Source organism: Hyphomicrobium denitrificans 1NES1 (assembly GCF_000230975.2).
In the GTDB taxonomy this organism is placed as follows: Bacteria; Pseudomonadota; Alphaproteobacteria; order Rhizobiales; family Hyphomicrobiaceae; genus Hyphomicrobium_B; species Hyphomicrobium_B denitrificans_A.
On sequence record NC_021172.1, the window covers coordinates 192474 to 218733 of the forward strand.

General features: G+C 60.2%; 28 protein-coding genes, 2 tRNA genes, 1 pseudogene and 1 riboswitch. Of the genes and pseudogenes, 22 read left to right on the forward strand and 9 right to left on the reverse strand.

The window, feature by feature from the left end; genetic code table 11:
- The first annotated feature begins 2 nt into the window (after window positions 1-2).
- The 3 genes from HYPDE_RS00865 (at window position 3) to HYPDE_RS00875 (ending at window position 1655) form a co-directional block, all read left to right on the forward strand.
- Complete coding sequence (locus HYPDE_RS00865; RefSeq protein WP_015596424.1) at window positions 3-287, forward strand: PepSY domain-containing protein; 285 nt, start codon at window positions 3-5, stop codon at window positions 285-287.
- Window positions 265-810 (forward strand): cytochrome b/b6 domain-containing protein, encoded by a 546-nt coding sequence (locus tag HYPDE_RS00870; RefSeq protein ID WP_015596425.1) that lies wholly within the window; start codon window positions 265-267, stop codon window positions 808-810. The genes HYPDE_RS00865 and HYPDE_RS00870 overlap by 23 nt, the downstream gene beginning before the upstream one ends.
- 422 nt (window positions 811-1232) lie before the next feature.
- A complete protein-coding gene (locus tag HYPDE_RS00875) occupies window positions 1233-1655 on the forward strand; it encodes a MerR family transcriptional regulator (protein ID WP_015596426.1) in 423 nt (140 codons plus the stop codon).
- 83 nt (window positions 1656-1738) lie between these two features.
- On the opposite strand, the gene HYPDE_RS00880 is transcribed toward HYPDE_RS00875, so the two are convergent.
- Window positions 1739-2083 (reverse strand): hypothetical protein, encoded by a 345-nt coding sequence (locus HYPDE_RS00880; protein ID WP_015596428.1) that lies wholly within the window; start codon window positions 2081-2083, stop codon window positions 1739-1741.
- Window positions 2080-2688, reverse strand: a pseudogene (locus HYPDE_RS00885) (efflux RND transporter permease subunit); the annotation flags it as partial. The gene HYPDE_RS00880 and the pseudogene HYPDE_RS00885, both read right to left, overlap by 4 nt.
- A 503-nt stretch (window positions 2689-3191) precedes the next feature.
- Between HYPDE_RS00885 and HYPDE_RS00890 the strand changes: the two are divergent.
- Together HYPDE_RS00890 and HYPDE_RS00895 are read left to right on the forward strand one after the other, a co-directional pair.
- Window positions 3192-4646 carry a multicopper oxidase family protein gene (locus HYPDE_RS00890; protein WP_015596431.1) on the forward strand — a complete coding sequence of 485 codons (1455 nt, stop codon included), beginning with the start codon at window positions 3192-3194 and terminating at the stop codon, window positions 4644-4646.
- A gap of 66 nt (window positions 4647-4712) precedes the next feature.
- Window positions 4713-5165: an MFS transporter gene (locus HYPDE_RS00895; protein WP_015596432.1), complete on the forward strand. Its 453-nt coding sequence runs from the start codon at window positions 4713-4715 to the stop codon at window positions 5163-5165.
- Here the strand turns inward: HYPDE_RS00895 and HYPDE_RS18350 are convergent.
- Window positions 5162-5770 (reverse strand): DUF6448 family protein, encoded by a 609-nt coding sequence (locus HYPDE_RS18350; RefSeq protein WP_244437747.1) that lies wholly within the window; start codon window positions 5768-5770, stop codon window positions 5162-5164. The two genes, HYPDE_RS00895 and HYPDE_RS18350, sit on opposite strands and share 4 nt — an antisense overlap.
- Before the next feature lie 120 nt (window positions 5771-5890).
- On the opposite strand from HYPDE_RS18350, the gene HYPDE_RS00905 reads away from it, so the two are divergent.
- Window positions 5891-6604: a Crp/Fnr family transcriptional regulator gene (locus HYPDE_RS00905; RefSeq protein WP_015596434.1), complete on the forward strand. Its 714-nt coding sequence runs from the start codon at window positions 5891-5893 to the stop codon at window positions 6602-6604.
- 264 nt (window positions 6605-6868) lie between these two features.
- On the opposite strand, the gene HYPDE_RS00910 is transcribed toward HYPDE_RS00905, so the two are convergent.
- Together HYPDE_RS00910 and HYPDE_RS00915 are read right to left on the reverse strand one after the other, a co-directional pair.
- Window positions 6869-6958, reverse strand: a tRNA-Ser gene (locus HYPDE_RS00910).
- 66 nt (window positions 6959-7024) lie between these two features.
- The gene (locus HYPDE_RS00915; protein ID WP_244437748.1) at window positions 7025-8035 is read right to left on the reverse strand and encodes a hypothetical protein; all 1011 of its coding nucleotides are present in this window, start codon (window positions 8033-8035) and stop codon (window positions 7025-7027) included.
- Between the two features lie 342 nt (window positions 8036-8377).
- Between HYPDE_RS00915 and rplU the strand changes: the two genes are divergently transcribed.
- The 11 genes from rplU to HYPDE_RS00970 all read left to right on the forward strand — a co-directional run bounded on the left by rplU (window position 8378) and on the right by HYPDE_RS00970 (window position 16769).
- Window positions 8378-8692: a 50S ribosomal protein L21 gene (gene rplU, locus HYPDE_RS00920; protein ID WP_015596436.1), complete on the forward strand. Its 315-nt coding sequence runs from the start codon at window positions 8378-8380 to the stop codon at window positions 8690-8692.
- A gap of 30 nt (window positions 8693-8722) precedes the next feature.
- Window positions 8723-8995 (forward strand): 50S ribosomal protein L27, encoded by a 273-nt coding sequence (gene rpmA / locus HYPDE_RS00925; RefSeq protein ID WP_015596437.1) that lies wholly within the window; start codon window positions 8723-8725, stop codon window positions 8993-8995.
- Window positions 8996-9107: 112 nt separating this feature from the next.
- Window positions 9108-9629 (forward strand): GNAT family N-acetyltransferase, encoded by a 522-nt coding sequence (locus HYPDE_RS00930; protein WP_015596438.1) that lies wholly within the window; start codon window positions 9108-9110, stop codon window positions 9627-9629.
- On the forward strand, window positions 9626-10666 hold the full coding sequence (gene obgE, locus HYPDE_RS00935) for a GTPase ObgE (RefSeq protein WP_015596439.1): 1041 nt from the start codon (window positions 9626-9628) through the stop codon (window positions 10664-10666). The genes HYPDE_RS00930 and obgE overlap by 4 nt, the downstream gene beginning before the upstream one ends.
- 85 nt (window positions 10667-10751) lie before the next feature.
- Window positions 10752-11849 (forward strand): calcium:proton antiporter, encoded by a 1098-nt coding sequence (locus HYPDE_RS00940; protein ID WP_015596440.1) that lies wholly within the window; start codon window positions 10752-10754, stop codon window positions 11847-11849.
- A 151-nt stretch (window positions 11850-12000) separates the two neighbouring features.
- Window positions 12001-13161: a glutamate 5-kinase gene (gene proB / locus HYPDE_RS00945; RefSeq protein WP_041319719.1), complete on the forward strand. Its 1161-nt coding sequence runs from the start codon at window positions 12001-12003 to the stop codon at window positions 13159-13161.
- A 2-nt stretch (window positions 13162-13163) separates the two neighbouring features.
- Complete coding sequence (locus HYPDE_RS00950; protein WP_015596442.1) at window positions 13164-14450, forward strand: glutamate-5-semialdehyde dehydrogenase; 1287 nt, start codon at window positions 13164-13166, stop codon at window positions 14448-14450.
- Between the two features lie 25 nt (window positions 14451-14475).
- Window positions 14476-15129: a nicotinate-nucleotide adenylyltransferase gene (locus tag HYPDE_RS00955; protein ID WP_015596443.1), complete on the forward strand. Its 654-nt coding sequence runs from the start codon at window positions 14476-14478 to the stop codon at window positions 15127-15129.
- A gap of 111 nt (window positions 15130-15240) precedes the next feature.
- Window positions 15241-15702 carry a ribosome silencing factor gene (gene rsfS / locus HYPDE_RS00960; RefSeq protein ID WP_041319721.1) on the forward strand — a complete coding sequence of 154 codons (462 nt, stop codon included), beginning with the start codon at window positions 15241-15243 and terminating at the stop codon, window positions 15700-15702.
- A 59-nt stretch (window positions 15703-15761) separates the two neighbouring features.
- Window positions 15762-16244, forward strand: a complete 483-nt coding sequence (gene rlmH, locus HYPDE_RS00965; protein ID WP_015596445.1) for a 23S rRNA (pseudouridine(1915)-N(3))-methyltransferase RlmH — start codon at window positions 15762-15764, stop codon at window positions 16242-16244.
- Window positions 16245-16250: 6 nt separating this feature from the next.
- Window positions 16251-16769 carry a DNA-deoxyinosine glycosylase gene (locus HYPDE_RS00970; RefSeq protein ID WP_015596446.1) on the forward strand — a complete coding sequence of 173 codons (519 nt, stop codon included), beginning with the start codon at window positions 16251-16253 and terminating at the stop codon, window positions 16767-16769.
- Here the strand turns inward: HYPDE_RS00970 and HYPDE_RS00975 are convergent.
- From HYPDE_RS00975 to HYPDE_RS00985, 3 genes are all read right to left on the reverse strand, one after another.
- Entirely contained in the window at window positions 16766-17590 is an 825-nt protein-coding gene (locus tag HYPDE_RS00975; protein ID WP_015596447.1) for an SDR family NAD(P)-dependent oxidoreductase, read from the reverse strand. The genes HYPDE_RS00970 and HYPDE_RS00975 overlap by 4 nt on opposite strands.
- A gap of 118 nt (window positions 17591-17708) precedes the next feature.
- Entirely contained in the window at window positions 17709-18098 is a 390-nt protein-coding gene (locus HYPDE_RS00980; protein ID WP_015596448.1) for an META domain-containing protein, read from the reverse strand.
- A gap of 40 nt (window positions 18099-18138) precedes the next feature.
- A complete protein-coding gene (locus HYPDE_RS00985) occupies window positions 18139-19818 on the reverse strand; it encodes an acyl-CoA dehydrogenase family protein (RefSeq protein ID WP_015596449.1) in 1680 nt (559 codons plus the stop codon).
- Window positions 19819-20190: 372 nt separating this feature from the next.
- On the opposite strand from HYPDE_RS00985, the gene HYPDE_RS00990 reads away from it, so the two are divergent.
- Entirely contained in the window at window positions 20191-21075 is an 885-nt protein-coding gene (locus tag HYPDE_RS00990; RefSeq protein WP_015596451.1) for a YihY/virulence factor BrkB family protein, read from the forward strand.
- A 105-nt stretch (window positions 21076-21180) separates the two neighbouring features.
- Here HYPDE_RS00990 and ccrA read toward each other — a convergent pair whose 3' ends face one another.
- Window positions 21181-22500, reverse strand: coding sequence for a crotonyl-CoA carboxylase/reductase (ccrA, locus tag HYPDE_RS00995; protein WP_041319724.1), 1320 nt, complete (start codon window positions 22498-22500; stop codon window positions 21181-21183).
- Between the two features lie 253 nt (window positions 22501-22753).
- Here ccrA and HYPDE_RS01000 point away from each other — a divergent pair, with 253 nt between their 5' ends.
- The 4 genes from HYPDE_RS01000 (at window position 22754) to HYPDE_RS01015 (ending at window position 26006) form a co-directional block, all read left to right on the forward strand.
- Complete coding sequence (locus HYPDE_RS01000) at window positions 22754-23113, forward strand: hypothetical protein (protein ID WP_144061140.1); 360 nt, start codon at window positions 22754-22756, stop codon at window positions 23111-23113.
- Window positions 23114-23247: 134 nt separating this feature from the next.
- The gene (locus tag HYPDE_RS01005) at window positions 23248-25263 is read left to right on the forward strand and encodes a protein meaA (protein WP_015596454.1); all 2016 of its coding nucleotides are present in this window, start codon (window positions 23248-23250) and stop codon (window positions 25261-25263) included.
- 235 nt (window positions 25264-25498) lie between these two features.
- Window positions 25499-25849, forward strand: a complete 351-nt coding sequence (locus tag HYPDE_RS01010; RefSeq protein ID WP_015596455.1) for a hypothetical protein — start codon at window positions 25499-25501, stop codon at window positions 25847-25849.
- A gap of 71 nt (window positions 25850-25920) precedes the next feature.
- Window positions 25921-26006, forward strand: a tRNA-Leu gene (locus HYPDE_RS01015).
- Between the two features lie 182 nt (window positions 26007-26188).
- A riboswitch (Fluoride riboswitch) is annotated at window positions 26189-26251 on the forward strand.
- The last annotated feature ends 9 nt before the right edge of the window (window positions 26252-26260 follow it).

The window sequence follows — 26260 nt, forward strand, 5'->3', positions numbered from 1 at the left end:
CAATGAAAACGGGTAATGGTCTCTTTCATTTGTCGGTTGCGATCGTAGCTTGGTCCGGGATGACGGCGACAGCCTGGGGTAAGGACTTTTGCAACGTGCCACGCTCCCAATGGCAGGCACAATCGGCACTGGTGAAAAAGCTCGAAGGGCAAGGTTGGAAAATTCGCAACTTGAAGATCGATGGCGGATGCTACGAGGTTTACGGCACCGACGGTAATGGCAAAGCGCGAGAAACCCACTTCAACCCTGCCACATTCCAGGCCGTTGCAGAGAGACACCAAGGTTAAGGTCTGGGACAGGTTTCTGCGCCTCACGCATTGGAGCCTCGTATTTGCGTTCGCGATAGCATACGGTACCGGCGATGCGTGGCGGGACTTCCACGTCACGGCAGGGTGTGCCGCCCTCGGCTTGATTGCGGGGCGTATCATCTGGGGGATTTACGGGCCAAGATATGCGCGATTTAGCCAGTTCACGAAATCACCTGCACAAATCGCCTCCTATCTGCGCGACGTCGCTCGTGGAGAGGAAGCTCGCTACGTTGGTCACAATCCGGCTGGAGGATTGATGATCATCGCGCTTCTTTCAGTGGTCTGTCTCGTGGCGGTGTCGGGCGTGCTGCTGACAACGGACTACTATTGGGGCTCCGAAGCTTTGGAAATCCTGCATGGCGGGTTGGCGCAAGCAGCATTGGGCCTCGTAGCCGTCCACGTGATTGGTGCCGTCGTAACGAGCTATCGAACGCGAGAAAATCTAGTTTGGTCGATGATCGTCGGAACCAAAAGAGCGCCTACAGATCAGGACAGAGATTAACCGTCAGGGCACGTGATGCGAAACGCATCTTGCGAATGAAGCTCTCTCTCTGTGTTGGTCGCCGCGCATGCTTGCAAGGGCATGGAGTTGGGTACATGGAACGAGGTGCACTCGCAGCATGTTTTCAATGCGAACACAGGGGCTTGATTCATAAGCTCGATTCACGAGTGCTAGACGACGTCATCTGATTCAAGGCCGCATTCCGTATTCTTCGCCATCTCGATCTGAAACGTCGAATGATCAATTTTATATCGCTGAGCCAGCATGCGTGACGGGACACACAAATGATAACTCCTCTAGTCACTAGAGGAGCAAGAGCCGCATTAATCTCGGTAGCATCTGGTCTAAAACGCATGGCACATAAACTCACTCCCTACGCGGGGGCGCGCCTCGAACTCCAAAGCTAAAGGAGAATTTACGACATGATAGGCATTTCGATTGGTGAGGCTGCCAAGTTGAGTGGTGTGAAAATACCGACCATCCGTTTCTACGAAGAGATCGCGCTTCTGCGGCCAACGGCAAGGACCGAAGCGAACAGGCGACTCTTCACAGATGAAGATCCTCGCCGTCTCTCCTTTATCCGCCATTGCCGCGAACTCGGCTTCGAGTTGGATGCGATCCGCGCGTTGCTGAAGGTGCAGGATAGCCCGAAACAGTCTTGCGATGCTGCCGATGCGATCGCCCGGCAAAGGCTCGACGAAGTCGAGCGTCGTTTACGCAGCCTCAAAGCCTTGAAGAAGGAGCTGACGCGCATGATCGAAGGTTGCGGACACGGCCGCGTGGGACAATGCCGTGTGATCGAGACCCTCGCCGACCATGCCAAGTGCGTCACCCCTCGCCATTAAGGGTAAGGGCGATAATGACTTATGGCTGCGCGTGGGAATCGTTGGGATGAGCGACTTCGATGCCCCGATGACCGTTTTCTCCCTCACAGTGTCGCAACGATGCGGCGAACACGGTCGCCGGCAGCAACATAGCAAGCATGAGCGCCGCTATGAGGCGGGTTAGCCATCCATTTGCATCGCAGGTCCGGCACTGCATCGACAGCCTCATCGTATCGTCCAGCGCCAAAGGCGCTCTTTGCCCTATCTGCAAAAAATTGCGCGGAACGATTGCGGCGCTCCTCGGATTCGGTCGGATGCTGTCGGTCGAGCGCATTGCCGGGTGTAACCACGCCAGTGAGGCTTGCGGACGACAGGACGATTGCAATGACTGCGACGAATATCCTGCTGTGTCCAAATCCCGGAGAAAGGTGTTCATCTTTCATCGTCATGCCGCTCTCCGGGATGATTCCAGCGCTGGCATCCGCGCTTCGTGATCCTTCTTCGCGGCAGGTTTGATTCCGTACTTCGCGCACAACGCGGGGAGAACAAGGAGCGTGAGCAGCGTCGCGCTCAGCAGTCCGCCGATAACCACGGTTGCCAGCGGCTTTTGGACTTCCGCGCCGGTTCCGGTGGAAAGCGCCATGGGCACGAATCCGAGCGAAGCGACAAGCGCAGTCATAACGACGGGCCGAAGGCGCGTCACGGCGCCAACGAATATGGCCCTTCGACGCTGAATCCCCTGCTCCACGAGCTGAGTGATGCTCGTCATCATCACAAGGCCGTTGAGGACCGCCACACCAGAGAGCGCAATGAAGCCTACCGCCGCCGAGACCGAAAAAGGCATGCCGCGCAGCCACAGGGCTATGATGCCTCTGGTTAGAGCAAGCGGAACGGCAGAGAAAACCAGCAGCGCATCGCGCGGAGATCCGAGCGCCGAATAAAGTAGCAAAAAGATCAAGAAGAAGCACGCCGGCACGACGAGCATTATGCGCTGCTGTGCGGCGGCGAGGTTCTCGAATTGGCCACCCCAGGAAATATAATACCCCGCCGGCAATTCGATATTCTTGGTGACTAACGCGGGATCGATACCCCGAAGAGTTTGCAGCGGCATTCATCAAGTGGTTCGCGACGACAAGCCTGCCACGCGAGCTTCAAAGCTCGGAACTTGCAGTTCTGGCGGAGGATTTTCCGTACAGGTTTCTGGGCTAGAAATGCCGATCGCGAGGAACTTTCTGGGGGCCTTGAAACACCACCCAGGCGTATTGGTCGATGAGGATCGCCGCATCTATGACGAAGCTGGAAATTTTGTTCGTAAAGGCACATTCTACACGCTGCCAACTCCTCCATGGCGGGCAGAGAACGTGAAGCGGTTCGAGCTATTGAAGAACGCGCTAAAGGAACGGGCATTTCTGCCACCAGTTTTGCAGGTGCGCGGCACTGCTCCTGGAGCAGAGAATTCGGGAGCCGCTCCCATACGCCCCGAAGGCCGCGTACTAACTTTCGATGCGCTGCGGACGGGGTGTCCGATATCCTAGTCGCATAGGAAAAGGTGCAGTCATGGATCGCCGGACGTTTCTCAAATCCATGAGCTGCCTCTCATTGCTCAACTCGGCGTCACCGCGCATCGTCTTGGCTGCGGATGAGGCGGAAGATATCAAGCCCGACTACACGCTTCGCATTGCGACGGGGCTTGTCGAACTTGCGCCGGATCACATCGTTTCGACGACGCTCTATAACACGCAATTCCCGGGCCCCCTGCTGCGCTTTGAAGAAGGAAAGCGCGTCGTCGTCGATGTCTACAATGACACCGACACACCTGAGCTTGTGCACTGGCACGGGCAAATGATCCCGAGTGATGTCGATGGCGCGGCGGAAGAAGGCTCACCCTTCATTCCGCCACATGGCAGGAGCCGGATAGCATTCGTTCCACGGCCATCCGGATTTCGTTTTTATCACACCCACGTCGTTGCCGGCAGCGATCTCAATCGGGGCACCTATACTGGCCAAGTCGGGCCTGTTTACATCGAGCCCAAACAGAACCCCGGCGCCTATGACCGTGAAGTGTTTCTGGTCTTGAAGGAGTTTTCACCGACCTTCAGTCGCGGCGGCGACATGGCGATGGATGTTCTCGCCGGAACTCCCATTGAGACCCTGCAAAAGCTCGGTCAGAGAGCCGACGAGGAAGCGCAGGAAAAGATCAAAGGATTCGAGGTCGGGTATGACCTGTTCTCGATCAACGGTAAGATGCTGGGGCATGGCGAACCCATCCGCGTCAAGCAAGGGGATCGGGTGTTGTTCCACGTCCTTAATGCAAGCGCCACCGAGATCCGCGGCCTCGCTCTGCCCGGTCATGCATTCCGTATCGTCGCGCTCGACGGCAATCCGGTGCCGACGCAGGCGGAAGTGCCTATGCTTTGGCTTGGCACCGCCGAGCGCATCTCGGCGGTTGTCGAGATGAATCATCCTGGCGTTTGGGTGATGGGGGACCTTTCCGATGATGACCGTGGTCATGGCATGGGCATTGTCATCGAATACGCCGATTACAAGAGCGAGCCGCAATGGGTGAAGCCGGAACCGTTTCGTTGGGACTACACCATCTTCGGAAAGAAAGACGGACAACCCTCAGCCCAGCCCGACGAAACGATCGAGATGACGATCGTCAAACGCAACGCCGCCCTCAACGGGTTCAACCAATGGACGCTCAACGGCGAAGCTTTCTCCATGGAGACGTTGAAGCCGCTCTATATGGTCCATCAAGGTCGCCGTTATCGCCTCAAGCTTCGTAACGCCAGTGACGATATCCATCCCCTCCACCTGCACCGGCATAGCTTCGAACTCGTGCGTGTCGGCGGTAAGCCGACGGCAGGCGTCATGAAGGATGTCGTGATGCTCGGCGGGTTTCAGGAGGTCGAAGTTGACTTCGTCACCGACAACCCCGGCATGACACTCTTCCACTGCCATCAGCAGCTGCACATGGATTTTGGATTCATGGCGCTCTTTAACTACGCCTAGGCGGGTGCGTGCAGCATGAGCGAGCGCAGCTTTGCGTTGGCCGGATCATGAAAGTGGAGCGACTCCATGCGCCTCGGCATACGGCGGCATTTCACCGGACTGTCGAAGGACACCTTCCTGCTCGCCCTCGCCAGCCTTTTCGCCGACATCTCCGCCGAGATGCTTTACCCAGTGCTGCCCATTTATCTGACGCAAATTCTGAAAGCGAGCGGCAGCGTCGTCGGCCTCGTCGACGGGTTCGCGCAGGCGACGCGGAATATCGTGCAGGGCTTTTCCGGCATGCTATCCGACAAGCTGCAGAGGCCTAAACCAATCGCGCTCGCCGGATATCTTGTCGCCGCCGCCAAGCCGATGATGGGGCCTTCGAGCGCGTGGCAAGGCCTGTTTGCCGCGCGCGTTCTCGACCGGCTCGGTACTGGCACGCGTGCTCGGCGCCGCGCGATGCGCTCATCGCTGCTTCCGTCGGAGAAAAAGACAGAAGCCGCCGCCGCGTGGGCGCCGACTCTTGATTGTCGTTAGTCTTTATGTTCGTGGCCGGGGGCACCATGTATCGCCTGGTGCAATCCTTCGACGTAGGTCACAAATTCAAGCTCGGCACTGACGCGCTCACGCGCAGCGGGGACTTCTCTTGTCGCTTTCGGCTCCTTGAGGCCCTCTTTCTGCGCCTCTTGCACATGGGCGAGTTGCTCGCGCAAGCCATGCTCCAGCTCTTCTACGAGAAGAGCTTTGACTGGCACCAAGCTCCCGGTTTCCACGGCTCGCTCCGCCGCTGGAATGGCAGGGCCATAATCGATCCCGGCAGGCTTCAGTCCGGTATAGGTCGCGCCTTCGCCGGCCCGGTGCAGCCGCACAGTGGTCTCGATGAAGGTGCGGTCAGCCAGCATCTTGGCTTCCGGCCCGAGTGCACGGACCTTCAGTGACTGCGCAAAAGCGTCCCTGATTTCGCTTTCGGCGGTGGCCGGAGCATAGGGTAGCGCCAGGTTGACATTGCCGCTTTCGAGGGCCGCTATCGCTGCCTTGGCGACCGGCCCGTCCAAAGAATCGCAATGAGCGTGTGCACTTTGCAAGCCGAACAGCAACCCGGCTGCAAGGACGGGGGCTGCCAGCAATTTGATCCTAGTCATGTGAGATTTCCTCAGTCGGTGGAACATCTTCTGGCCGTTAGATGGCTTGGCTGGGTGCCATTCACGGCGACTTAAGTCGCTGAACGCAGGAAAAATGTTCGGTTAGAGGGACGTTGACCTATGATCGCGCACACCGCGGTTGCGACATTATCCGACGATCTGCTGGCCCAGCTGCCCTATTTCACCGGGTTGGACAGGCGGATCCTCAAGGAGATTGCACGCGCCGTGCGTCGTCGCACTTTTGCGGCAGGAGAGACTATCCTGGCGGAGGGCAAGCCATGTGAAGGCCTTTACTTTGTCATCCAAGGACAGGTCCGTCTGACCCGGGGATCCGCTGTAGGACGCGGACATGTCCTTCGTGTCCTCGGTCCCGGAGCAACCTTCAACGAAGTTGCGGTGTTCGACGGCGGCCCCAATTCAGACAGCGCAGTAGCTGTCGGCGCCACCACGGTGGGGCTCATCCCCAAGGGCAACGTCATCGCGCTCATCGAGCGCGATCCGCAGGTTGCCAAGGCTGCACTGCAGCTTATGTCGTCGCGTCAGCGAGCGCTCGGCAACATCGTAGAAGACCTGGCGCTGCGAGACGTAACCAGTCGTGTGGCGCGCCTGCTGCTCGGCTGTATGGGGCAGCATATGCACGTCGTTGAGCAAGCGCCTGACGCCTGCGCGTCTATCACGCATCAGGAAATTGCTTCTATGGTGGGTTCTGTGCGCGAAGTAGTGCAGCGCGCATTGAAGGAACTTGAGCGCGATGGAGCTATCGCGCTCGAGCGCAGTCGTATTCGTATTCGCGATCAAGCCAAGCTCGAACACCGGGCTCACTTGAGCGTGTGATGTGGCTGTTGCGTGTAGGTTGCATCGCAGCCCGGGCGAAAGCGCAAGGCACAACGGCAAGTATCTACGTTGCTGCAAGCGCTTGAAATTTTTGATCTCCGTCGGCCTGTATCGAGCGGACGACGGTCAAGTCGAACAGAGACGGAGACGCCTTTTCGGGCCGCCATGCGGCCTCCTCACCGTCTCCGAGGTAGACTCGACCTCCGGAAAACAAGGGGAATTTTGCTGGCGGTGAGGGCCGGATTCCGGTTTTGCAAGTCGTGTTGGCGGAGAGGGAGGGATTCGAACCCCCGGTACCCTTGCGAGTACTCCGCATTTCGAGTGCGGCGCGATCGACCACTCTGCCACCTCTCCGGAAGCCGTGGCGCCTAACGGCAAGGTGCGGCTTTTAGCTTTGCTTTGCGCGTTGTGCAAGCGGCGTCAGTTCGGCGCACACCACGTCATATCGAGCGCGGTGGTCGCGGGGCCTGTCTTCTCGTAGCCGCGCGCGATGATGCGCCCTTCCCTGGCATCGGCAACCATTGCGAGGCGCGTGTTTTCGTTCAGAATTGGGGGTGTGAGCCACGCGAACGCAGTGTCGAAAGATGTGTCGACGTCTCTCATAATGCATGCGCGGTCGCTGCTCTTGTCGCCGCGCGCATGCCCGTGCCATCCTGGCGTTTCCCAATGGTTGGCTGCGACGTGGGCGCCATCCCTGGCGCCGGCGTCGCGCTCGGAGCGTTCGATGACCGTCGTCTCCGCAGCTTCGGTGCCTGCGAGTGTGAAGATAGCCGGCGTCGAGATCGGCTGCGTGATCAGCATGCGCCGTGCCTCGGCGAAATCCGTGGCTTCTTCGGCGACCTTGCGCAGCAAATGCGCAGGCGTCGGGTGAGGCATATGCCAGACACGTCGGCGGTTCGCGGCCCAATCGACATAGAATAGCCCCGTTGCCCTGCGCATCGGCGCCTGATTGAGCGCTGCTGAAAAGCGTCCCGGAGCCATCACCTGAAGGACGCCCGTGTATCCTGGCCACGTCAACAGCGAGAACGGTCCGGCATCGGCGCCTGAGACTTTTGCGCAAATGAGGTTGGCTCCAAGCCCCGGCGTCTGCCAGTCCAGCACCCGGATCAGACGCGCCGATCGGCCATCCGGCGATGGCGCAGCGCGGCATGTGCAGGCCCATTCATAGTTGACGGAGAAAAAGTAGGCTCCCGGCCGGCCGAGGATGCGCGCGATCTCGTCGATTTCGCGAAGATGCTCGTTATTCCAGCGCGCGAGCCAGGCGCGCGAGACCTTGTCGAGGCCAGCGAGGACGCTGCGTGGATACCGGCGCGATGCTGCATCGAGCAGGGCATGTGCCCGATTTTCGTATGCGCGCAGCGTCGTCAGTGGGAAATCGTGTCCGGTTTCAATGATGGGGATTTCGTTCAGGGGCATTCGGCGTGCCGACATTCCGGGTGCCTCGTTGTCAAATCGTACCCGCATCGTTCCCATGCCCTCGATTCCTGCCGCCTGTACAGCCGCCCCGGATTATCAGGACAGGAAGTGGCTATGGCAGGCCGAATTTGCGAGCCGGCAGGAACTCGATTGCGGCGACGGCCGAAACGCCGCATGGCGATTGACAAGGTGCCTCACTTCGACAATAAACCGCCACTCGCAGGCGGGATAAAATACCGCCTTCAATGCGCTGCCCGAGGCTCGTGCTGGAAATTTCAGCATCCCTTTGAAAGTCCATCGTTTTCGATGGCGCCACAGGGCGCGGAAACAGGCCAATTAAGGCCGGAAGGATTGATCATGTACGCTGTCATTAAGACCGGCGGCAAGCAATACCGCGTCTCCAAGGACGATGTCGTCACCATTGAGCGGGTTCCCGGCGACGCCGGTGCGACGGTTGAGTTCGACCAAGTGCTTATGGTCGGCTCTGGCGCCGACGTTAAGATCGGTGCGCCGGTCGTATCCGGTGCCAAAGTCGTTGCAGAGCTTGTCGAGCAGTCGCGCGGGCCGAAGCTCATCGCATTCAAAAAGCGCCGTCGCAAAAATTCGCGCCGCAAGAAGGGGCACCGTCAGGACCTTTCGATCGTGCGTATTACCGATATCACCGGCGCGTAACGAGCCGCCGCTTTATTCGAGGATTCTGAAATGGCACAGAAAAAAGCAGGCGGCTCGACGCGTAACGGTCGCGATTCCGAGAGCAAGCGTCTCGGCATCAAACGCTACGGCGGCGAGTACGTCATTCCCGGTAACATCTTGTGCCGCCAGCGCGGCACCCAGTGGCATCCAGGTTCGGGTGTCGGCATGGGAACCGACCATACGATCTTCGCGGTCGAAGAGGGAACGGTCGAATTCGATACCAAGCGGAACGGCCGCATCTATATTTCGGTAAAGCCTGCAAAGCCCGTCGCGGCCGAATAAGCCCTGGACACGGCTGATAGAGAATTCGGGGATGGCACTGCCGTCCCCTTTTGCTTTTTCAGCGGTGGCCTCATATCCCTTTTCGCCACACACGTCCGCTTAGTTATCGTGCATGCAAACCGCCCGCCTTCGTCTCAGAGCCGTTGTCTACAGCGACGCCGCCCGGATCGCAGATCTCGCGGGCGATTGGGACGTCGCAAGCATGACGGGACGCATTCCCTATCCTTATACGGCGAGCGCGGCGCATCACTGGATTAACGGCGTCGAGGATGGCGAAAAGGTTTTCGGTATCGAGCGCGATGCGGAACTCATTGGCATTTGTGGCTTTACGGCCGCGCGCAATGGCAATGCCGAGCTCGGCTATTGGATCGGCAAGCCCTATTGGGGGCAGGGGTTCGCGACGGAAGCCGCAAGTGCCGTGATGGCTTATGGCTTTACCAAAGCGGGTGTCAGGCGCTTTGTCTGCAAGCACTTGACCGGCAATCCGGCGTCGGCACGTGTCATTCAGAAGCTCGGCTTTAAATACATCGGGGATTCGACCGGATGGTGCGAAGCCCGCCAATGTGAGCTTCCGGCGCTGGCCTACGAACGGCGCAGGCCGTGGACGATGACCATTCGGGCGCTGGCGTCATGAAGTTTCTGGACCAAGCCAAGATCTACATAAAGTCCGGCGCGGGCGGGAACGGCTGCGTCGCATTCCGGCGCGAGAAGTTCATCGAGTTCGGCGGGCCGAATGGTGGCGACGGCGGCAACGGCGGCGATGTCTGGGTCGAGTGCGTGCAGAATCTCAACACTCTGATCGACTATCGGTATCAGCAACACTTCTCTGCACAGAATGGCACGCCCGGTATGGGTCAGAACCGCGCCGGGCCAAACGGCCGCGACTGCATCATCAAGGTTCCTCCCGGCACGCAGGTGTTGGCGGAAGACGGCGAGACGCTGCTCGCAGACCTGACGGAGCCCGGCGCGCGCGTGCGCCTAGCCAAGGGCGGCAACGGCGGTTTTGGTAACGCACATTTCAAGAGCGCGACGAACCAGGCGCCGCGCCATGCCAATCCCGGACAGCCGGGCGAAGAACTTACGATCTGGCTGAGACTGAAGCTCATCGCGGATGCGGCGCTCGTCGGCTTGCCGAATGCCGGAAAATCGACGTTTCTCGCAACCGTCAGCGCTGCGAAACCGAAGATCGCCGATTATCCATTCACGACGCTCCATCCGAACCTCGGCGTCGTGCGCGCTGGCGATGTCGACTTCGTGCTGGCGGACATTCCGGGCCTGATCGAAGGTGCGAGCGAGGGCGCCGGGCTCGGCGACCGCTTCCTCGGACATATCGAGCGCTGCCGCGTTCTTTTGCACCTCGTCGATGCGACATCTCCAGATGTTGTGAACGACTACAAGACGGTGCGTCGGGAGCTGAAGGCCTACGGCGGCGGCATCGACAAGAAGAAAGAAATTGTCGCGCTTTCAAAGATCGACGCGCTGGATGAGATCACGCTCGCGGAACGCCGTGACGCTTTGAAAAAGGCAGCACGCAAGACTCCCCTCCTGCTCTCGGCCGTATCCGGTGCAGGGGTAAAGGACGCGCTCTTTGCTCTGGCGCGTGAGATTTCGCGCGGCAACGCGGCGGAAGAAGAAGCGGATCGCGACGCGAGCAGACACTGGCAGCCCTAAAGAACTTTGCGCTTTACCTTGCGAGCCGCCCGCAAGTCGCGCACAATTGCTCATCCGCCTTCAATTTTCAGCCAAAAGAGCATCAATGGTCCACTCGACGCGAACGCCGATCTGGTCCTGGACTCTGCCGATTGTTGGAGTAGCGCTTTTTGCGATCGCGACATGGGTCGGTTTTGGTGACGATTTTGCGTTAGATCCGCTCGGGATCGCCATAGCGGTTTTGCTGATTCCGCTTTTGATGGCTGCAGTTTTTGCGGCGGTCTACCACGCCGAAGAGGTTGCGCATCTCACAGGAGAGCCCCTCGGCACTCTCGTTTTGACGATGGCGGTTACAGTGATCGAGCTGGCTCTCATCGTTTCGCTCATGCTGACAGGCAAGGCAGCGCCGACCTTGGTGCGGGATACCGTGTTTTCCGTCGTCATGATCATCACGACGGGGCTTGTCGGAGCTTGCCTTCTGGTCGGTGGCATCCGCTACCGCGAGCAGACCTTCGACGTGACGTCGGCCAAGATCTATCTGGCCATGCTGATCGTGCTGACGACTCTATCGATTATTTTGCCAAATTATACCAGCTCGGCTCCGGGCCGCCTCTACTCGACAAGCCAACTGACATTCATGAGCATGGCGATCATTGCTCTCTATGCCGTCTTTGTCTTCACCCAGACCGTGCGGCATCGCGATTATTTTTCCGGCGATCGCGACCCACCCGATTCCGATGCGGCGAGCGTGGGAAAGCTTATCGGCTCAACATTCTTTCTCTGTGTTGCGCTTACTGCAGTCGTTCTGCTTGCCAAACTTTTTGCGATTGAAGTGAACGCCGGTGTTGCGGCGGTCGGTGCGCCAGCGGGCCTCAGCGGCGTTGTTATCGCGCTTATCGTGCTATTGCCGGAGTCGATCGCGGCAATCCGGGCGGCCAGCCGCGACGACCTGCAGAAAAGCCTTAACCTGGCTCTTGGATCGTCCCTCGCGACCATCGGACTCACGATCCCGGCGATCGCCGCGTCCAACATCATTTTGCAAAAGCCCCTTATTCTAGGGCTCGATCCACGCGACATGGCCCTGGTGGTGATGACGCTCGCTGCCAGCATCCTGACGTTCGGTACCGGCCGGACGAACGTGCTCTTCGGCTTCCTGCATCTGGTTATCTTTGGCACGTTCTTGTTTTTTGCCGTTGTCCCGTAAGCCGCACGCCAGGGGTCCGGCATTTGGTAAAAATCAACTTGTCTGGCTGATATGCGGCATCGGCCTCTTGCCCGAATGCGCGCATTTGCAGATAAGCACGCGAAGATCCGGTGCATCGCGCATCCGGCTCGACTTTCAATCCGGGATTGACATGGTCCGCGCTCCGCAGTCCGCAGCTACGATCGCTACCGCGCGCCCTGAATGGGCAAAGGCGCGGCGCATCGTCGTGAAAATCGGCTCGGCGCTGCTGACGGACCAAAAGACCGGCCGGATCAAATCGGACTGGCTCAATTCGTTCATGGACGACGTTGCCGAGCTTGCACGGGCAGGCAAAGACATCGTGCTCGTCTCGTCAGGCTCCATCGCGCTGGGGCGGCACGCATTGAAGCTGCCGAAAGGGCCGCTCGAACTCGAGCAAAGCCAGGCTGCGGCGTCTGTCGGGCAGATCAGCCTCGCGCATGCCTATCAGGAACTCGCGGCGGCGCGCGGGCTGACGGCGGCGCAGATTCTCCTGACGCTCGGCGATACGGAAGAACGGCGGCGCTACTTGAATGCACGCAACACGATCGAGGTGCTGCTGGCGCTTAAGGCTATTCCTGTCGTGAACGAGAATGATACGGTCGCCACGGCTGAAATCCGCTATGGCGATAACGATCGGCTGTCGGCACGCGTTGCATCGATGGTGTCGGCGGATTGCCTCGTGCTGTTGTCCGATGTCGACGGGCTCTACACGGCGCCGCCGGGCGAAGACCAGAACGCCAAGCATATTCCGCTCGTCTCAGAGATTACGCCCGAGATCGAGGCTATGGCGGGGGATGCCGGCACGGAGCTTTCCAAAGGCGGCATGAAGACGAAGATCGAGGCCGGAAAGATCGCGCTGTCGGCCGGAACCGATATGGTCATCACGACCGGAAAAGTTCTCAATCCGCTCAGGGCCATCTCGGAAGGCGCGCGGGTCACGTGGTTCGTCGCCAAGTCCGACCCGGTGACGGCAAGAAAGCGCTGGATATCCGGTCAGCTCGAGCCGAGCGGACACGTTTACCTCGATGCGGGCGCCGAGAAGGCTCTGATGTCGGGAAAAAGCCTTTTGCCGGCGGGCGTCACCCGTATTGACGGCTCTTTCGACCGCGGCGATGCCGTTACGATAAGGTCCGCGAACGGCCGGGAACTCGGACGTGGTCTTGTCGCCTATGCGGCGGACGACGCGCGACGTATCATAGGCAAGCGTTCCAGCGAGATCGCCGCGATCCTCGGGTTCGAGGGGCGCGCGACGCTGATCCACCGGGACGATATGGCGCTGACGAGGAAATAGCGATGAACAAACCGGAGCGCATCGAGAATGAGACTGCGGAGCTGATGCACGGCATCGGTCAAGCCGCGAAGGCTGCGAGCCACAGGCTTGCCATCGCGACGCCTGAGGAAAAAAACGCGGCGCTGCTCGCCGCGGCGAAAGCATTGCGCGCGGCAACGCCGAAAATCCTTGCCGCCAACGCCAGGGACATCGAAGCTGCGAAAGCCGCAGGCCGGCCGGCTGCATTCGTCGACCGGCTTTTGCTCGATGAGAAGCGCATCAATGGCATTGCTGTCGGTCTTGAAGACATTGCAGCACTTCCCGATCCCGTCGGGACGGTGCTCGCGGAGTGGACGCGTCCCAACGGTCTCAAATTTCAGCGCGTTCGCGTGCCGCTCGGAACAATCGGTATTATCTATGAGAGCCGTCCCAACGTGACCGCGGATGCCGGTGCGCTGGCGCTCAAGGCTGGGAACGCCGCGATCCTGCGCGGAGGCTCGGAAAGCCACCATTCAAGCGTCGCCATTCACGCCTGTCTCGTTGAAGGTTTGCGGGAGGCGGGGCTGCCGGAAGCGGCGATCCAGCTCGTTCCGACGACGGACCGCGAAGCCGTCGGCGCCATGCTGCGCGGCTTGAACGGTTCGATTGACGTCATCGTGCCTCGAGGCGGCAAGGGGCTCGTCCAGCGCGTCCAGGAAGAAGCCCGCGTTCCCGTTTTCGCGCATCTCGAAGGCATCTGTCATACCTACGTCGATCAGGGCGCAGACATGAAGATCGCCGTGCCGCTCGTCGTGAATGCCAAGATGCGGCGGACAGGCATTTGCGGCGCGACCGAATGCCTGCTCGTCGACAAGAACGCGCGCGGCGATGTCCTGAGCCCGCTCGTCAAAGCCTTGCTCGACGACGGTTGCGAAGTTCGCGGCGATGAGGCCACGCAAAAAGTCGATCCCCGTGTCAAGGCGGCGCAGCCTGACGATTACGGCAAGGAGTTCCTCGATGCCGTGATCGCGGTGAAGACGGTCGATGGCGTCGACGGCGCCATCGAGCATATCGCACGCTACGGTTCGCAGCACACCGATGCCATCATCACCGAATGTGAAGCGACGGCCGAGCGGTTCCTGAACCGCGTCGATTCCGCGATCGTGCTGGTCAACGCATCGACGCAATTCGCCGATGGCGGCGAGTTCGGGTTTGGCGGCGAGATCGGAATTGCGACTGGCAAGATGCATGCGCGAGGCCCGGTCGGCGTGGAGCAGCTCACGAGCTTTAAGTATAAGGTGCGCGGCACCGGCCAGACGCGGCCGAAGTGAGTGCTACGGATGAGGCACGTCTGATTTGACGCGAAAGATTCCGCAGCAGAGCTTTGGATCGCTTCGCGTCCATCCGCCTCCTTGCCTCACCGGTCAGCGGATCGGGGTCATGGGCGGTTCATTCAATCCGCCGCACGCGGGCCATCGGATCGCCGCGGAAGCTGCGATGAAACGCCTGGGGCTCGATCAGCTCTGGTGGCTGATCACGCCAGGCAATCCGCTCAAGTCGCGCGATGGTCTGTCGGCCGTGAACGGCCGCATGGATCTGGTGCGCCAATTCGCGGTCGGCCCAAAAATGAAGGTGACGGGTTTCGAGCGCGAACTCGGCACGAACTATACGGCGGCGACGTTGGCGTTCCTGAAGCACCGCCATCCCGGTGTCCGGTTCGTGTGGATCATGGGCGCGGACAATCTCGCGTCCTTCGACCGCTGGCAGCATTGGCGGAGCATTGCCGACATCATGCCAATTGCCGTCGTGGACCGGCCCGGCTGGCGGCTGCGGGGACTCTCGTCTCCCGCCGCGCTTGCCCTTTCCCGCTGGCGCCTGCCCGAATCGGAAGCCCGTTCGTTGGTGGATAAAAAGCCGCCTGCCTGGACGCTGTTAACGATCCGGCTTTCGGACCTTTCGTCAACGGCGTTACGCAACGCAGCAACGCCTGCGGCGGCGGTTACCTCCTAGGCCTTTGAATATTATGACGTTTTCACGACAAAGGGTATCCCGATTTCGTTTGCGGGCGGCGGCGACGCCGTTTAGTATACCAGCAGTCCGGAATTGGCCGGACCGTCTGACATGCGGGACCAACCAGCGAAGGATGCTTACCGCTTGATCCGAACCACAGCCGAGGACGCCCGTAAGGGCAGCTCTCTCGCCCAGTCCGCCGCCAAGGCGCCGGATTCGGCCGCTCTCCTCGAAGACGTCGTCCATTGGCTCGACGACGCAAAGGCCGAGGACATTGTCTCCATCCCCCTCAAAGGAAAGTCCGCGCTCGGCGACTTCATGGTTGTCGCATCCGGTCGTAACGACCGGCACGTCGCGGCAATCGCCGAGCAGCTGCGCGACAAGCTGAAAGCGCGCGGCGAGGCTCGCGTCCGGGTCGAGGGGCTCAACGCCTGCGACTGGGTGTTGATCGACACGGGCGACGTCATTGTCCACGTCTTCCGGCCCGAGGTGCGCGAGTTCTATAACCTCGAAAAGATGTGGCAGGCCGACATTCCTGCGGACGCCTCGCGCGGCGACAGCTCGCAGCACTGACGTAGCGGCGAGAGCTTATTCCTTCTTGTACGCGGTTCGGCTACCCGCGGGCGGTCCTTATGCGCATCTCGCTTCTCGCCGTCGGCAAGCTCAAGGACGCTGAGGAGCGGGCGATCTCGGACCGCTATGTGAAGCGTTTCAATGGCGCCGGTCGGGCAATCGGATTAGGTCCGATCGAAGTTCGCGAGCTGAACGAAAGCCGCGCCGCAAGCGCCGACGAGCGCAAGTGCGATGAAGCGGCAAGGCTGATGAAGGACTTGGCCGCTGACACATTCATCGTGGCGCTCGATCCGGCGGGACGTTCGATCAGCAGCGAGTCTTTTGCACGACTGCTCAGCGAAAAGCGCGATGGTGCAGTCAAAGCTTGCGCATTCCTGATCGGCGGTCCCGACGGTCACGGCGCGCAAGCACTCAGACCTCCCGCCATGAAATTGTCGCTCGGTGCACTGACGCTTCCACACGGGCTTGCGCGCGTCGTCCTGCTCGAGCAGCTTTATCGCGCCGCGACTATTCTTTCTGGTCACCCTTATCATCGAGCTTGATGCGTTATGCCACGAGCGCAAGCCAAGTACAGCTTTCCGCCGATTGTCGCGCCGGATGCGCGGTTGCTCATTCTTGGCACACTGCCAGGAGAAGAGTCGCTGCGACTGCAGCAGTATTACGGACATCCTCGAAACCATTTCTGGCCGTTGATCGCCGCGATCTTTGGTGAGGCGGTGCCTGCGGATTATGCGGAGCGTGTTAAACTTCTGAAACGTAACCGGTGCGCCCTTTGGGATGTTCTGGAAAGCGCCGAACGAAGCGGAAGCTCGGATGCCGCCATACGAAACGCAACTTCGAATCCCTTCGCGGCATTCTTTGCGGACTATCCGAACATCCGGACGATCGCGTTCAATGGTCAGAAAGCGCGCGAGTTATTCCGCCGCCATGTCGTGAGGCCAGGGCATGTGTCCGAGCAGGACTTCACGACGATCGATTTGCCGTCGTCGAGCCCGCTTTACACGAAGTCTTTGGAAGAAAAACTCAGCGTTTGGCGCGCAAAATTGCTGACGACCGTATCCGGCTAAAAGCGCCGCGCGAAATAATCGATGCCGAACTGCGGCAGCAGGCGGCGCATGACGGCGGCCATCAGCGTCGGTGTCGTGACGTAGTAGTGCCGACGGGGCCGCGTACTTTCTACCGCGTGAATCAGGCGTTTCGTTACGGCTTCGGGTTCGAGCTTGAACGAGATTTGTCCGCCGGCATTCATCTTTTCGAGGCGTGTTTGATAAACTTCGCGGTGCGGAGAATTCTCGATATCGATGGTTGCGAGCAGACGTGCCACAGAGTGCTCGACGAAGCGTGAGCGGATCGGTCCCGGTTCGATCAAGGAAACACGGATGCCGGAGCCTTCGAGTTCCAGCCGTAGCGATGTCGTCAGGGCCTCAAGTGCGAACTTCGAGGCGCAATAGGCGCCGCGATATGGCGCGACGACCATCCCCAGAACCGATGAGCAATTGACGATCCGACCCGCGCCGTTCTTGCGCATCGACGGAATGAGCCGTCGCGCCAGATCGTGTGCGCCGATCAAATTGACTTCGAGTTGTTCGCGCAAAAGCGCTGGGGACAAATCTTCCACGGCGCCCGCTTGTCCGAAGGCCGCGTTGTTGAACAATGCGTCGAGGTGGCCGCGCGTAAGCTCCAACGCACGAATAGCGCATGTTGCGATCGATTGCGGATCAGCCAATTCGAGATGCAGCGCTTCGACGCCCTCGAAATTCTGGAGGCGCGCGAGGTCGTCGGACTTCCGGGCCGTCGCAAGGACTCGCCAGCCGCGCTGTTTCATTGTTCGGGCGGCGTCGAGGCCGATGCCGGACGAGCATCCGGTGATGAGAATTGAGCGTGCCATGAAAGCCCGGGTAGGTCGTGAAACGCGGACGGTTTCGTGCGTCCTCGTGTATATGCTCGCGGGCGTGACCGCAAAGGCGTAAAAACCTCGCAACTCACCGGAGGTGTTGCTAAGGCCGTTACTTCTTGAATTTCAGAATCACTTTGCCGCTTTCGTCCTTGATAATTAGCATTCCGCCGTCGATCGTGAACGACCGCGCGGCTTCGAGCGCAGCGAAGTATTGCGATTCGATCTCCGACTTGCCCTCGCACATCATTTTTGTCGAGGCCAGCGGTCCGATCTGGATCGCGTCGTCTTCGATGCTGATCAGGCCGTTGAAGCGGTTGCAGCCGCCGGTTCCCGAGGCTTTATCGGTCGTGTAGTCGAGGGTCAGCCCTTCAACGGGCTTGCCGTTGAGTTCGACTGCGGTCCAGCTTGCCGTCGGCGGACCGTCGTCATCGTCGGCAAGGGCGGGCCCACAAGCCGCAAGGGCCAGCGTCGTCAAGAGGAATGCCGTTGTCAGTCTCATGGTGCTCGGCTCCTCATTTCCTTGTTAAGTCCCGTCGCGATCAGTTGGTGTTTTCGAGCAGGCGGCGCGCGATGACCTGTGCCTGGATCTCTGCGGCGCCTTCGAAGATGTTCAGAATGCGTGCATCGCAGAGCACGCGGCTGATCGGATATTCGAGCGCGAAGCCATTGCCGCCATGGATCTGCAACGCATTGTCGGCGTTTGCCCAAGCAACGCGTGCGCCGAGCAGTTTCGCCATGCCGGCTTCGAGATCGCAGCGGCGTCCGGCATCTTTCTGGCGCGCCGAGAAGTACGTGAGCTGGCGCGCGATCATCGTCTCAACAGCCATCATCACGACCTTGTTGCGGACACGCGGGAACGAATAGATCGGCTTGCCGAACTGCACGCGCTCCAGCGCATACTTGAGACCGAGGTCCATCGCGCATTGCGCGACGCCGACGGCGCGGGCGGCTGTCTGGATGCGCGCGCCCTCGAACGTGTTCATCAGCTGCTTGAAGCCCTGGCCTTCGACGCCACCGAGAAGGTTCACCGCGGGCACTTCGAAATTGTCGAAGGAGATGTCGTATTCCTTCATGCCGCGGTAGCCGAGGACTTCGATCTCACCACCAGTCATACCCTTAGCCGGGAACGGATCTTCATCGTTGCCGCGCGGCTTTTCGGCGAGGAACATCGACAGGCCCTTGTAGCCCGGTTCGTTCGGATTGGTGCGCGTCAGGACGGTCATGATGTCGGCGCGAACCGGGTGCGTGATCCAGGTCTTCTGGCCGGTGATCTTGTAGACGTCGCCATCCTTCACGGCGCGCGTCTTCAGTGATGCAAGATCGGAGCCGGTGTTCGGTTCGGTGAAGACGGCCGTCGGCAGCATTTCGCCGGAGGCGATCTTCGGAAGATATTTCTCTTTCTGCTCGGGCGTGCCGTTGTGCAGGATCAACTCGCCCGCAATCTCGGCGCGCGTTCCGAGCGAGCCGACGCCGATGTAGCCGCGCGATAGTTCTTCCGACGCGACACACATCGATTCCTTGCCGAGCGCCATGCCGCCGAATTCTTCCGGCAGCGCCAATCCGAAGACGCCGAGCTCCGCGAGCTTCGCAATAACTTCGAGCGGGATGTATTCGTTCTTGAGATGCCACTCGTGCGCGTGCGGATAGACTTCATCGAGGCAGAAGCGGCGCATCAGGTCCTGGATCTGCGCATGCGTTTCGTCGAGGCCGGTGTCGCCGAACGTCATCGCTTCGGGCTGCGCGGCGATCAATTCGCCGAGGCGCGCCTTCACCGCTTCCGAGCCGCCTTCCGCGACGAGATCGGCGATCGAATCGTCGAAGCGACGAAGATCGGCCTTCGAGACGCCGAGCGCGTCGGGGCGGGCGATTTCGAGTTGGCTCATCGGAATGCCGCTGGCGATCTGCGCACCATATTCCGCGAAGGCAGCAATCAGGAGGAGCTGCTCGAGTTCTCCGAAGCGGCCCTCGCCGTTCAGGCGGTTTGCCCAGTCGTGCATCTGGCGCAGGCCTTCGACGGCGGTCGCGAGCCACGCGAGTCCGTGGGCGGTATGCTGGGCGTTGTCGATGCCGCCGGCTTCCTGGATCTTGATGCGAACACCCGCCTTCGCCGCCTGTAGGATGCGGTCCGCACCGGTGACGGCTTCGCCGCAGCGCTCGATGAGCTTCTCAGGACCGGCGGATAGAATGTTGGCTCCGGCCTTCAAGGGCGCGACGGACATGAATTTCTCCTGAAAAGATGGCTGGGAGCGGCAGCTAAAGCAGCAATGCTCTTTGGCCACGCCGTGGTCAGTTTACTAGCCGCGGGAAATAAGCCAACTGATCGCCGACCGCAACCGGCGCTCAGACGCAGCCGGTGACCCAAAGTCGTGCCGCCGCGGGCCGAAAAGCGCGACCGATCGGCGCGAACGCTCGTAGTGCGGTGGTGGTCTGGATCGTGGCAGACGATTACGCCGTTAACTGAACAGACTTGGGTCGAAAAGCCTGTGTCCGAAATGCAGCCCGAGTGGAAGAGCTGCTTCGGAATTATGGACCTTGGGCACCTCAGCAACTAGGTTCCGCGACGAACGGCAGGCCGGGAGAATGAAGGACCGATGAAGCGGGCACGCAGACTGTTCGAAGCCATTTATCGGCTTTACGAGCATTCGGGGTTCGCGATGGCGGGCGCGGTCGCGTTTTCCTTCGTCGTTTCGATTTTCCCGTTCTGCATTTTCCTGGGTGCGCTTTCGGGTGTGTTCGGCGGGCGCGAGCTTGCGCAGGATGCTATCAACCAGCTCTTCGCCATCCTGCCCGAGCCGGTCGCCAAGGGTATCGCGCCCGAGATCGAGGCGGTGATGGGCTCGCGGCGCATCGACCTGCTGACGGCCAGCGGATTTCTGGCGCTCTTCTTCGCCACGAGCGCGATCGAAACGTTGCGCGCGGCGCTCAACGGGGCTTACCGCGTGCACGAGAAGCGGCCGTATCCGCTTTGCCTGCTGGTCAGCATGCTTTTCGTATTCGTCAGTGCGATTTCGACCTTGGTGCTGACGTGGGCGGTCGTCGTCGGGCCAAGCGTTATCGGTCCTGCGATTGCATCGCAGTTTCAGTCCGAATGGATCAAGCGGCTGTTCGATTCGACGGATCTCGGTCCGGGCGTACGATACGGCTTGGCGGGCGCCGTGATCGCGGCGCAGTTGTGCGCGTTGCACTTGTGGCTCGCTGCTGGACGGCGGCGCTTGGCCGATGTTTGGCCGGGGATCTTGCTGTCGATCGTTCTTTGGCTGGCACTCGCGGGCCTGTGGTCGCGTTATCTTGCGATCACGAACTATTCGCTGTTTTACGCCGGTCTTTCGCAGTTGATGATCGCATTGATCTTCTTCCAGTTCACGGCGATCACGATTCTGCTGGGCGCGGAGTTCAATCGTGGCGTCATCGAAATGAAGCGGATGCGGCGCGAAGCGGCCGAGCGCGCGGCGTTCGGCGGCGGCTCGCCGAGCTGATCTCTGAATTTCTTCGCCGTTGGCAGAAGGTAACCGCAGGGGCCGGGTGCAGGAGAGTTCTCCCGTCGCCCCCAGACATCTCCTTCTGGAGGGCGGGGGGAGTGCTCAGCGCTGGCGCGGACCGGCCTCAATGACGTCCTCAAGCGTCCGGAGCCCCGTCGTCGGGGCCGAGACGAGGACGGCCATGTTGCCCGGTTTGTGCTCGTTCTTCATCATGCGCATGTGGGCCTTGGGGATCTGCTCCCAGGACAGAACTTCCGACATGCACGGGTCGATGCGCCGCTCGACCACCAGCTTGTTGGCCTGCGACGCCTGAGCAAGGTTTGCAAAGTGCGAGCCCTGGACGCGCTTCTGGTGCATCCACAAGTAGCGGGCGTCCATCGTTAGATTGTAGCCGGTCGTACCGGCACAAATGACGACCATTCCGCCGCGCTTCACGACCTGCACGGAGACGGCGATCGTCGATTCGCCGGGGTGCTCGAAGACGCAGTCGACGTTCACGCCCTTGCCGGTGATGTCCCAGATCGCTTTGCCGAATTTGCGCATTTCCTTCAGCCACTCGGCATATTCCGGCGAGCCGACCTTGGGAAGCTGTCCCCAGCACTTGAAGTCTTTGCGGTTGATGGCGCCCTTGGCGCCAAGCTGAAGGACGTAATCCTTCTTGTCGTCTTCCGACACCACGCCGATTGCGTTGGCGCCGGACGTCGCGCAGAGCTGCACGGCGAAGGAGCCGAGGCCGCCCGATGCACCCCAGACGAGAACGTTGTGGCCGGGCCTTAGAACATGCGGACGATGGCCGAACAGCATGCGGTAGGCCGTTGCGAGGGTCAGCGTGTAGCAGGCGCTCTCTTCCCAAGTCAGATGCTTCGGACGTTCGAGAAGCTGGCGATCCTGCACACGGCAGAACTGCGCAAAGGAGCCGTCTGGCGTCTCGTAACCCCAGATGCGCTGGCTCGGCGAAAACATCGGATCGCCGCCGTTGCACTCTTCGTCGTCGCCATCGTCCTGGTTGCAGTGAATGACGACTTCGTCGCCGACTTTCCACCGCTTCACCTTGGAGCCAACGGCCCAAACGATGCCCGACGCATCGGAGCCCGCAATATGATAGGGATGCTTATGGACGTCGCGGATTGGCGAAATCGGCACGCCAAGCGAGGCCCAGACGCCGTTGTAGTTGACGCCTGCCGCCATCACGAGAACCAGGACATCGTGGCTGTCGAGTTCCCAGGTCGGAACAACTTCGACCTGCATAGCCTTGTCCGGCTCGCCATGCCGCTCTTCGCGGATCGTCCAGGCGTACATGTTTTTCGGCACGTGCCCGAGAGGCGGGATCTCGCCGATCTCGTAAAGGTCTTTCTTGACCCCTGCTTCGAGCGATTGGGCGGCGGTCGCCTCATTCTTCGTTGCCACGTTTTGGCTCGCCATCGATATTGCTTCTCCCGACTTTCCCCGCGACGAGGGCCGTTCTGGCTCGTCTTCTTCGCGTTTCCCCACGTCCCGGCGGAGGGGATCGCAGTATGAAGCACGTTTTTGCGCTGCAATGAAGGGGGCTCAAGTCGGGTGTTAACCGAGGATCAAGAACTCCTTAACCGCGAACGTCTAGCTTCTAGCGTGTACAAGACTTGATACTTTTTGCCACCCGCACGTTCGCCGCACGCTCTCCGACCGGATGCCCGCTATGCAAGATCTGCTGTGGCAGCTCAAAGATACTGACGCTTTCACCGTCTACATCGCCGCCGCATTGGTGGCCGCGGTTTTCTGGTTCATCCGGGAAATCGTCGATGCGCCGGTGCTAGCGGTCGTTTCGGTCCCGTTTTTGATGGCGGGTGGCATTCTCTCGCCGCTGGTTTTCCGGTCGGCGATGATCACGTTTGCCTACGATCAGGATACTAACGTTGCCGCGACGGTTGCCATTGGGGTCGTTACGGCGCTCGGCTTGATCGTGAGCTTCAAATGGCTATGGACGCTGTTGCTTGAACATCAGGCCCGGCGGGCGCGCCTTGAGCCCGTGGCGTACCGTTCGCGGGCGAGACGGTAGCTTGATTTTGGCATAAGCCGAGCGTTATCAAGTCAGAAAGAGCGGCGAACTGCCGTTTTTGCCTTTTCGCGACATTCAATTACCTTACATCCCTGATCGTAGCGACTGTTCCTGAGCCGAGAGACGCTGTTCGTATGCCGGAAACCAAGACTGCAAGTCCAGCCAATGCAAAAGACGGCAAGTCCGAGCGCGACAAGCCTTGGCTGTTTCGGACCTACGCCGGGCATTCGACCGCGGCCAAGTCGAACGAGCTCTACAAGAAAAATCTGGCCAAGGGTCAGACGGGCCTGTCGATCGCCTTCGACCTGCCGACGCAGACAGGCTACGACTCGGACCACGAGCTGGCGCGAGGCGAGGTCGGCAAGGTCGGCGTGCCTGTTTCTCACCTAGGCGATATGCTGACCCTGCTCGACGGCATCCCGCTCGATCAGATGAACACGTCGATGACGATCAACGCGACGGCTGCGTGGCTGTTGTCGCTTTATATCGCCGTTGCCGACCAGACCGGCGCTTCTCGTCTCAAGCTCACGGGCACGATTCAGAACGACATCATCAAGGAATACCTGTCGCGCGGCACATATGTGTTTCCGCCGCAGCCGTCGCTGCGGCTGATCAAGGATACGATCGTCTTTTCGACGAAGAACGTACCGAAGTGGAACCCGACGAACGTTTGCTCCTATCACCTGCAGGAAGCGGGTGCGACGCCGGTACAGGAACTTGCCTACGCGCTGGCCACGGCTATCGCCGTGCTCGATACCGTCAAGGCGTCGGGAGAAGTGCCGGCGGAAGAATTCGGCAACGTGGTCGGCCGTGTCTCGTTCTTCGTCAACGCGGGCATGCGTTTCATTACCGAAATGTGCAAGATGCGCGCCTTCGTCGAACTTTGGGACGAGATCACGCGCGAGCGTTACGGTGTCGAGGATGCGAAACATCGGCGGTTCCGCTACGGCGTACAGGTGAACTCGCTCGGCCTTACCGAGCCGCAGGCCGAGAACAACGTCTATCGTATCCTGATCGAAATGCTGGCCGTGACGCTGTCAAAGAATGCGCGTGCGCGTGCCGTGCAGTTGCCTGCGTGGAATGAGGCGCTGGGGCTGCCGCGGCCGTGGGATCAGCAATGGTCGCTCCGCATGCAACAAATCGTTGCGTACGAAACGGACCTTCTGGAATACGGCGATATTTTCGACGGCTCGGTCGAGATCGCGAAGAAGGTCGCCGCCCTCAAGGAAGAGGCGAAAGCGGAACTCGCGACAATCGAGAAAATGGGCGGTGCCGTCGCGGCGATCGACTACATGAAGCGCCGTCTCGTCGAGAGCGGGACGGGCCGGCTTTCGCAAATCGAGAGCGGGGAAATGACGGTCGTCGGCGTCAACAGGTTCAAGGAAACGGAGCCGTCGCCGCTGTCTGGCGGATCGGACGCGATCATGGTTGTCGATCCGGCCGTCGAAGCCGAGCAGATCGGGCGTCTCAAGGCCTGGAAAGCGAACCGCGACGCCAAAAAGGTGTCGGCGGCCATCGCGGAAGTCGAGCGGGCTGCCAAAGAAGGTCGCAATATCATGGAGTCGTCCATCGCGGCTGCCAAAGCTGGCGTCACGACGGGCGAATGGGGGACGACCTTGCGCAAGGTGTTCGGCGAATACCGAGCGCCGACAGGCGTCGCGCAGGCGGCCGTCGTACGCGAAGGTGCGCGGCTCGAAGCCGTTCGTTCGACGGTCGACGAAGTTTCCGATCGCCTTGGCCGCCGCATTAAATTTCTTGTCGGCAAACCGGGCCTCGACGGCCACTCGAATGGTGCAGAGCAGATTGCCGTGCGCGCGCGCGACGTCGGCATGGAAGTCGTTTACGAGGGCATTCGTCTGACGCCGGCTCAGATCGTGCGTGCCGCAGTCGATGAAGCAGTTCACGTGGTCGGGCTGTCAATTCTCTCCGGATCGCATGTGCCGCTCGTCAAGGACGTGATGGAACGGATGCGCAAGGAAGGCCTCGACGACGTGCCGGTGGTCGTCGGTGGCATCATCCCGCCCGCGGATGAGAAGGCTTTGAAGGCGTTTGGCGTCGCTGCCATTTACACGCCTAAAGACTTCCAGCTGAATGACATCATGGCCGACATCGTTCAGCTCGTTGACCGCCACGCCAGTGCGGCGGCGTGAGGCGAGGCGGCTTACGTAATCACCCCTTGGCCGCAGCGGGCGGCCGGTGATATTATTCTCCTGTTGATTTTATCGGATTGTGCGGCTCCTCAGGCTCATGACGCCGCGGTTCTGTCGGGGTAATTCGCGGCAGGCCTGCAACGCATCCTCACCGACCATAGATTTACCCTCATGCGGGGATGACATTGCCGGGCCATCTCTGATACACGCGGCGCGATTCAATGGAGGCTGACCTGTGCGCGAAGATGTTCGGCGGCGACTGAATCGGGCTATTTGGCTCGATCGTGCGAAGTACATCGGAATTGGGCTTGGCATCGTCGCGGCGATCGGGCTGGCATTCGGTTACGAGACGCTCGACCTCAAGGTCGATAATAAGGAAGTCGCTGGCAAGGTGACCGACATCGAGCCGCTGGTCACCAAATCGAGTGTGGCTGAAGCGGAAGGGGAGAATGTGATCGTCCAGCTCGATCACGGGCCTCTGATCCGGGTGCTGGCCTATAAGTCGCGGGGGCTCAAAGTCGGCGACGAAATCCAGATTGTGGAGCATCATCACGCCACGGGGCGCGTCACCCATACGCTCAAATAGCTTTTCTCGCGCGTTGACGCAGGCCACAGTGCCGGTATAGATCGCCCCTTCTCGCCCGCTTCGGGCGCAAAGCCTCAGTGGCGGAACGGTAGACGCGGCAGACTCAAAATCTGCTATCCGCAAGGGTGTGGGGGTTCGAGTCCCTCCTGAGGCACCATTTTTGTTTGCGCAGCCGCCAATCCTGCGCGTGGTGGTTCCGGTTCAAGGAAGCTCCTCTCACCTGCACCACGTAGCAGTTTTTGCTGCAATCTCTGCCGGACCATTCAAATGGGCTTAATGCACCGCGCTGGAATGCTTGGGCTAATGCAGTGTAGCTTTCAGCGATTCTCATGTATCTATGGCGGCGATGGGGATGGGGTTCCCCCGATAACCGCCCATATGGCTGATGACTCCTAGCAAAGCCGCGTCCGG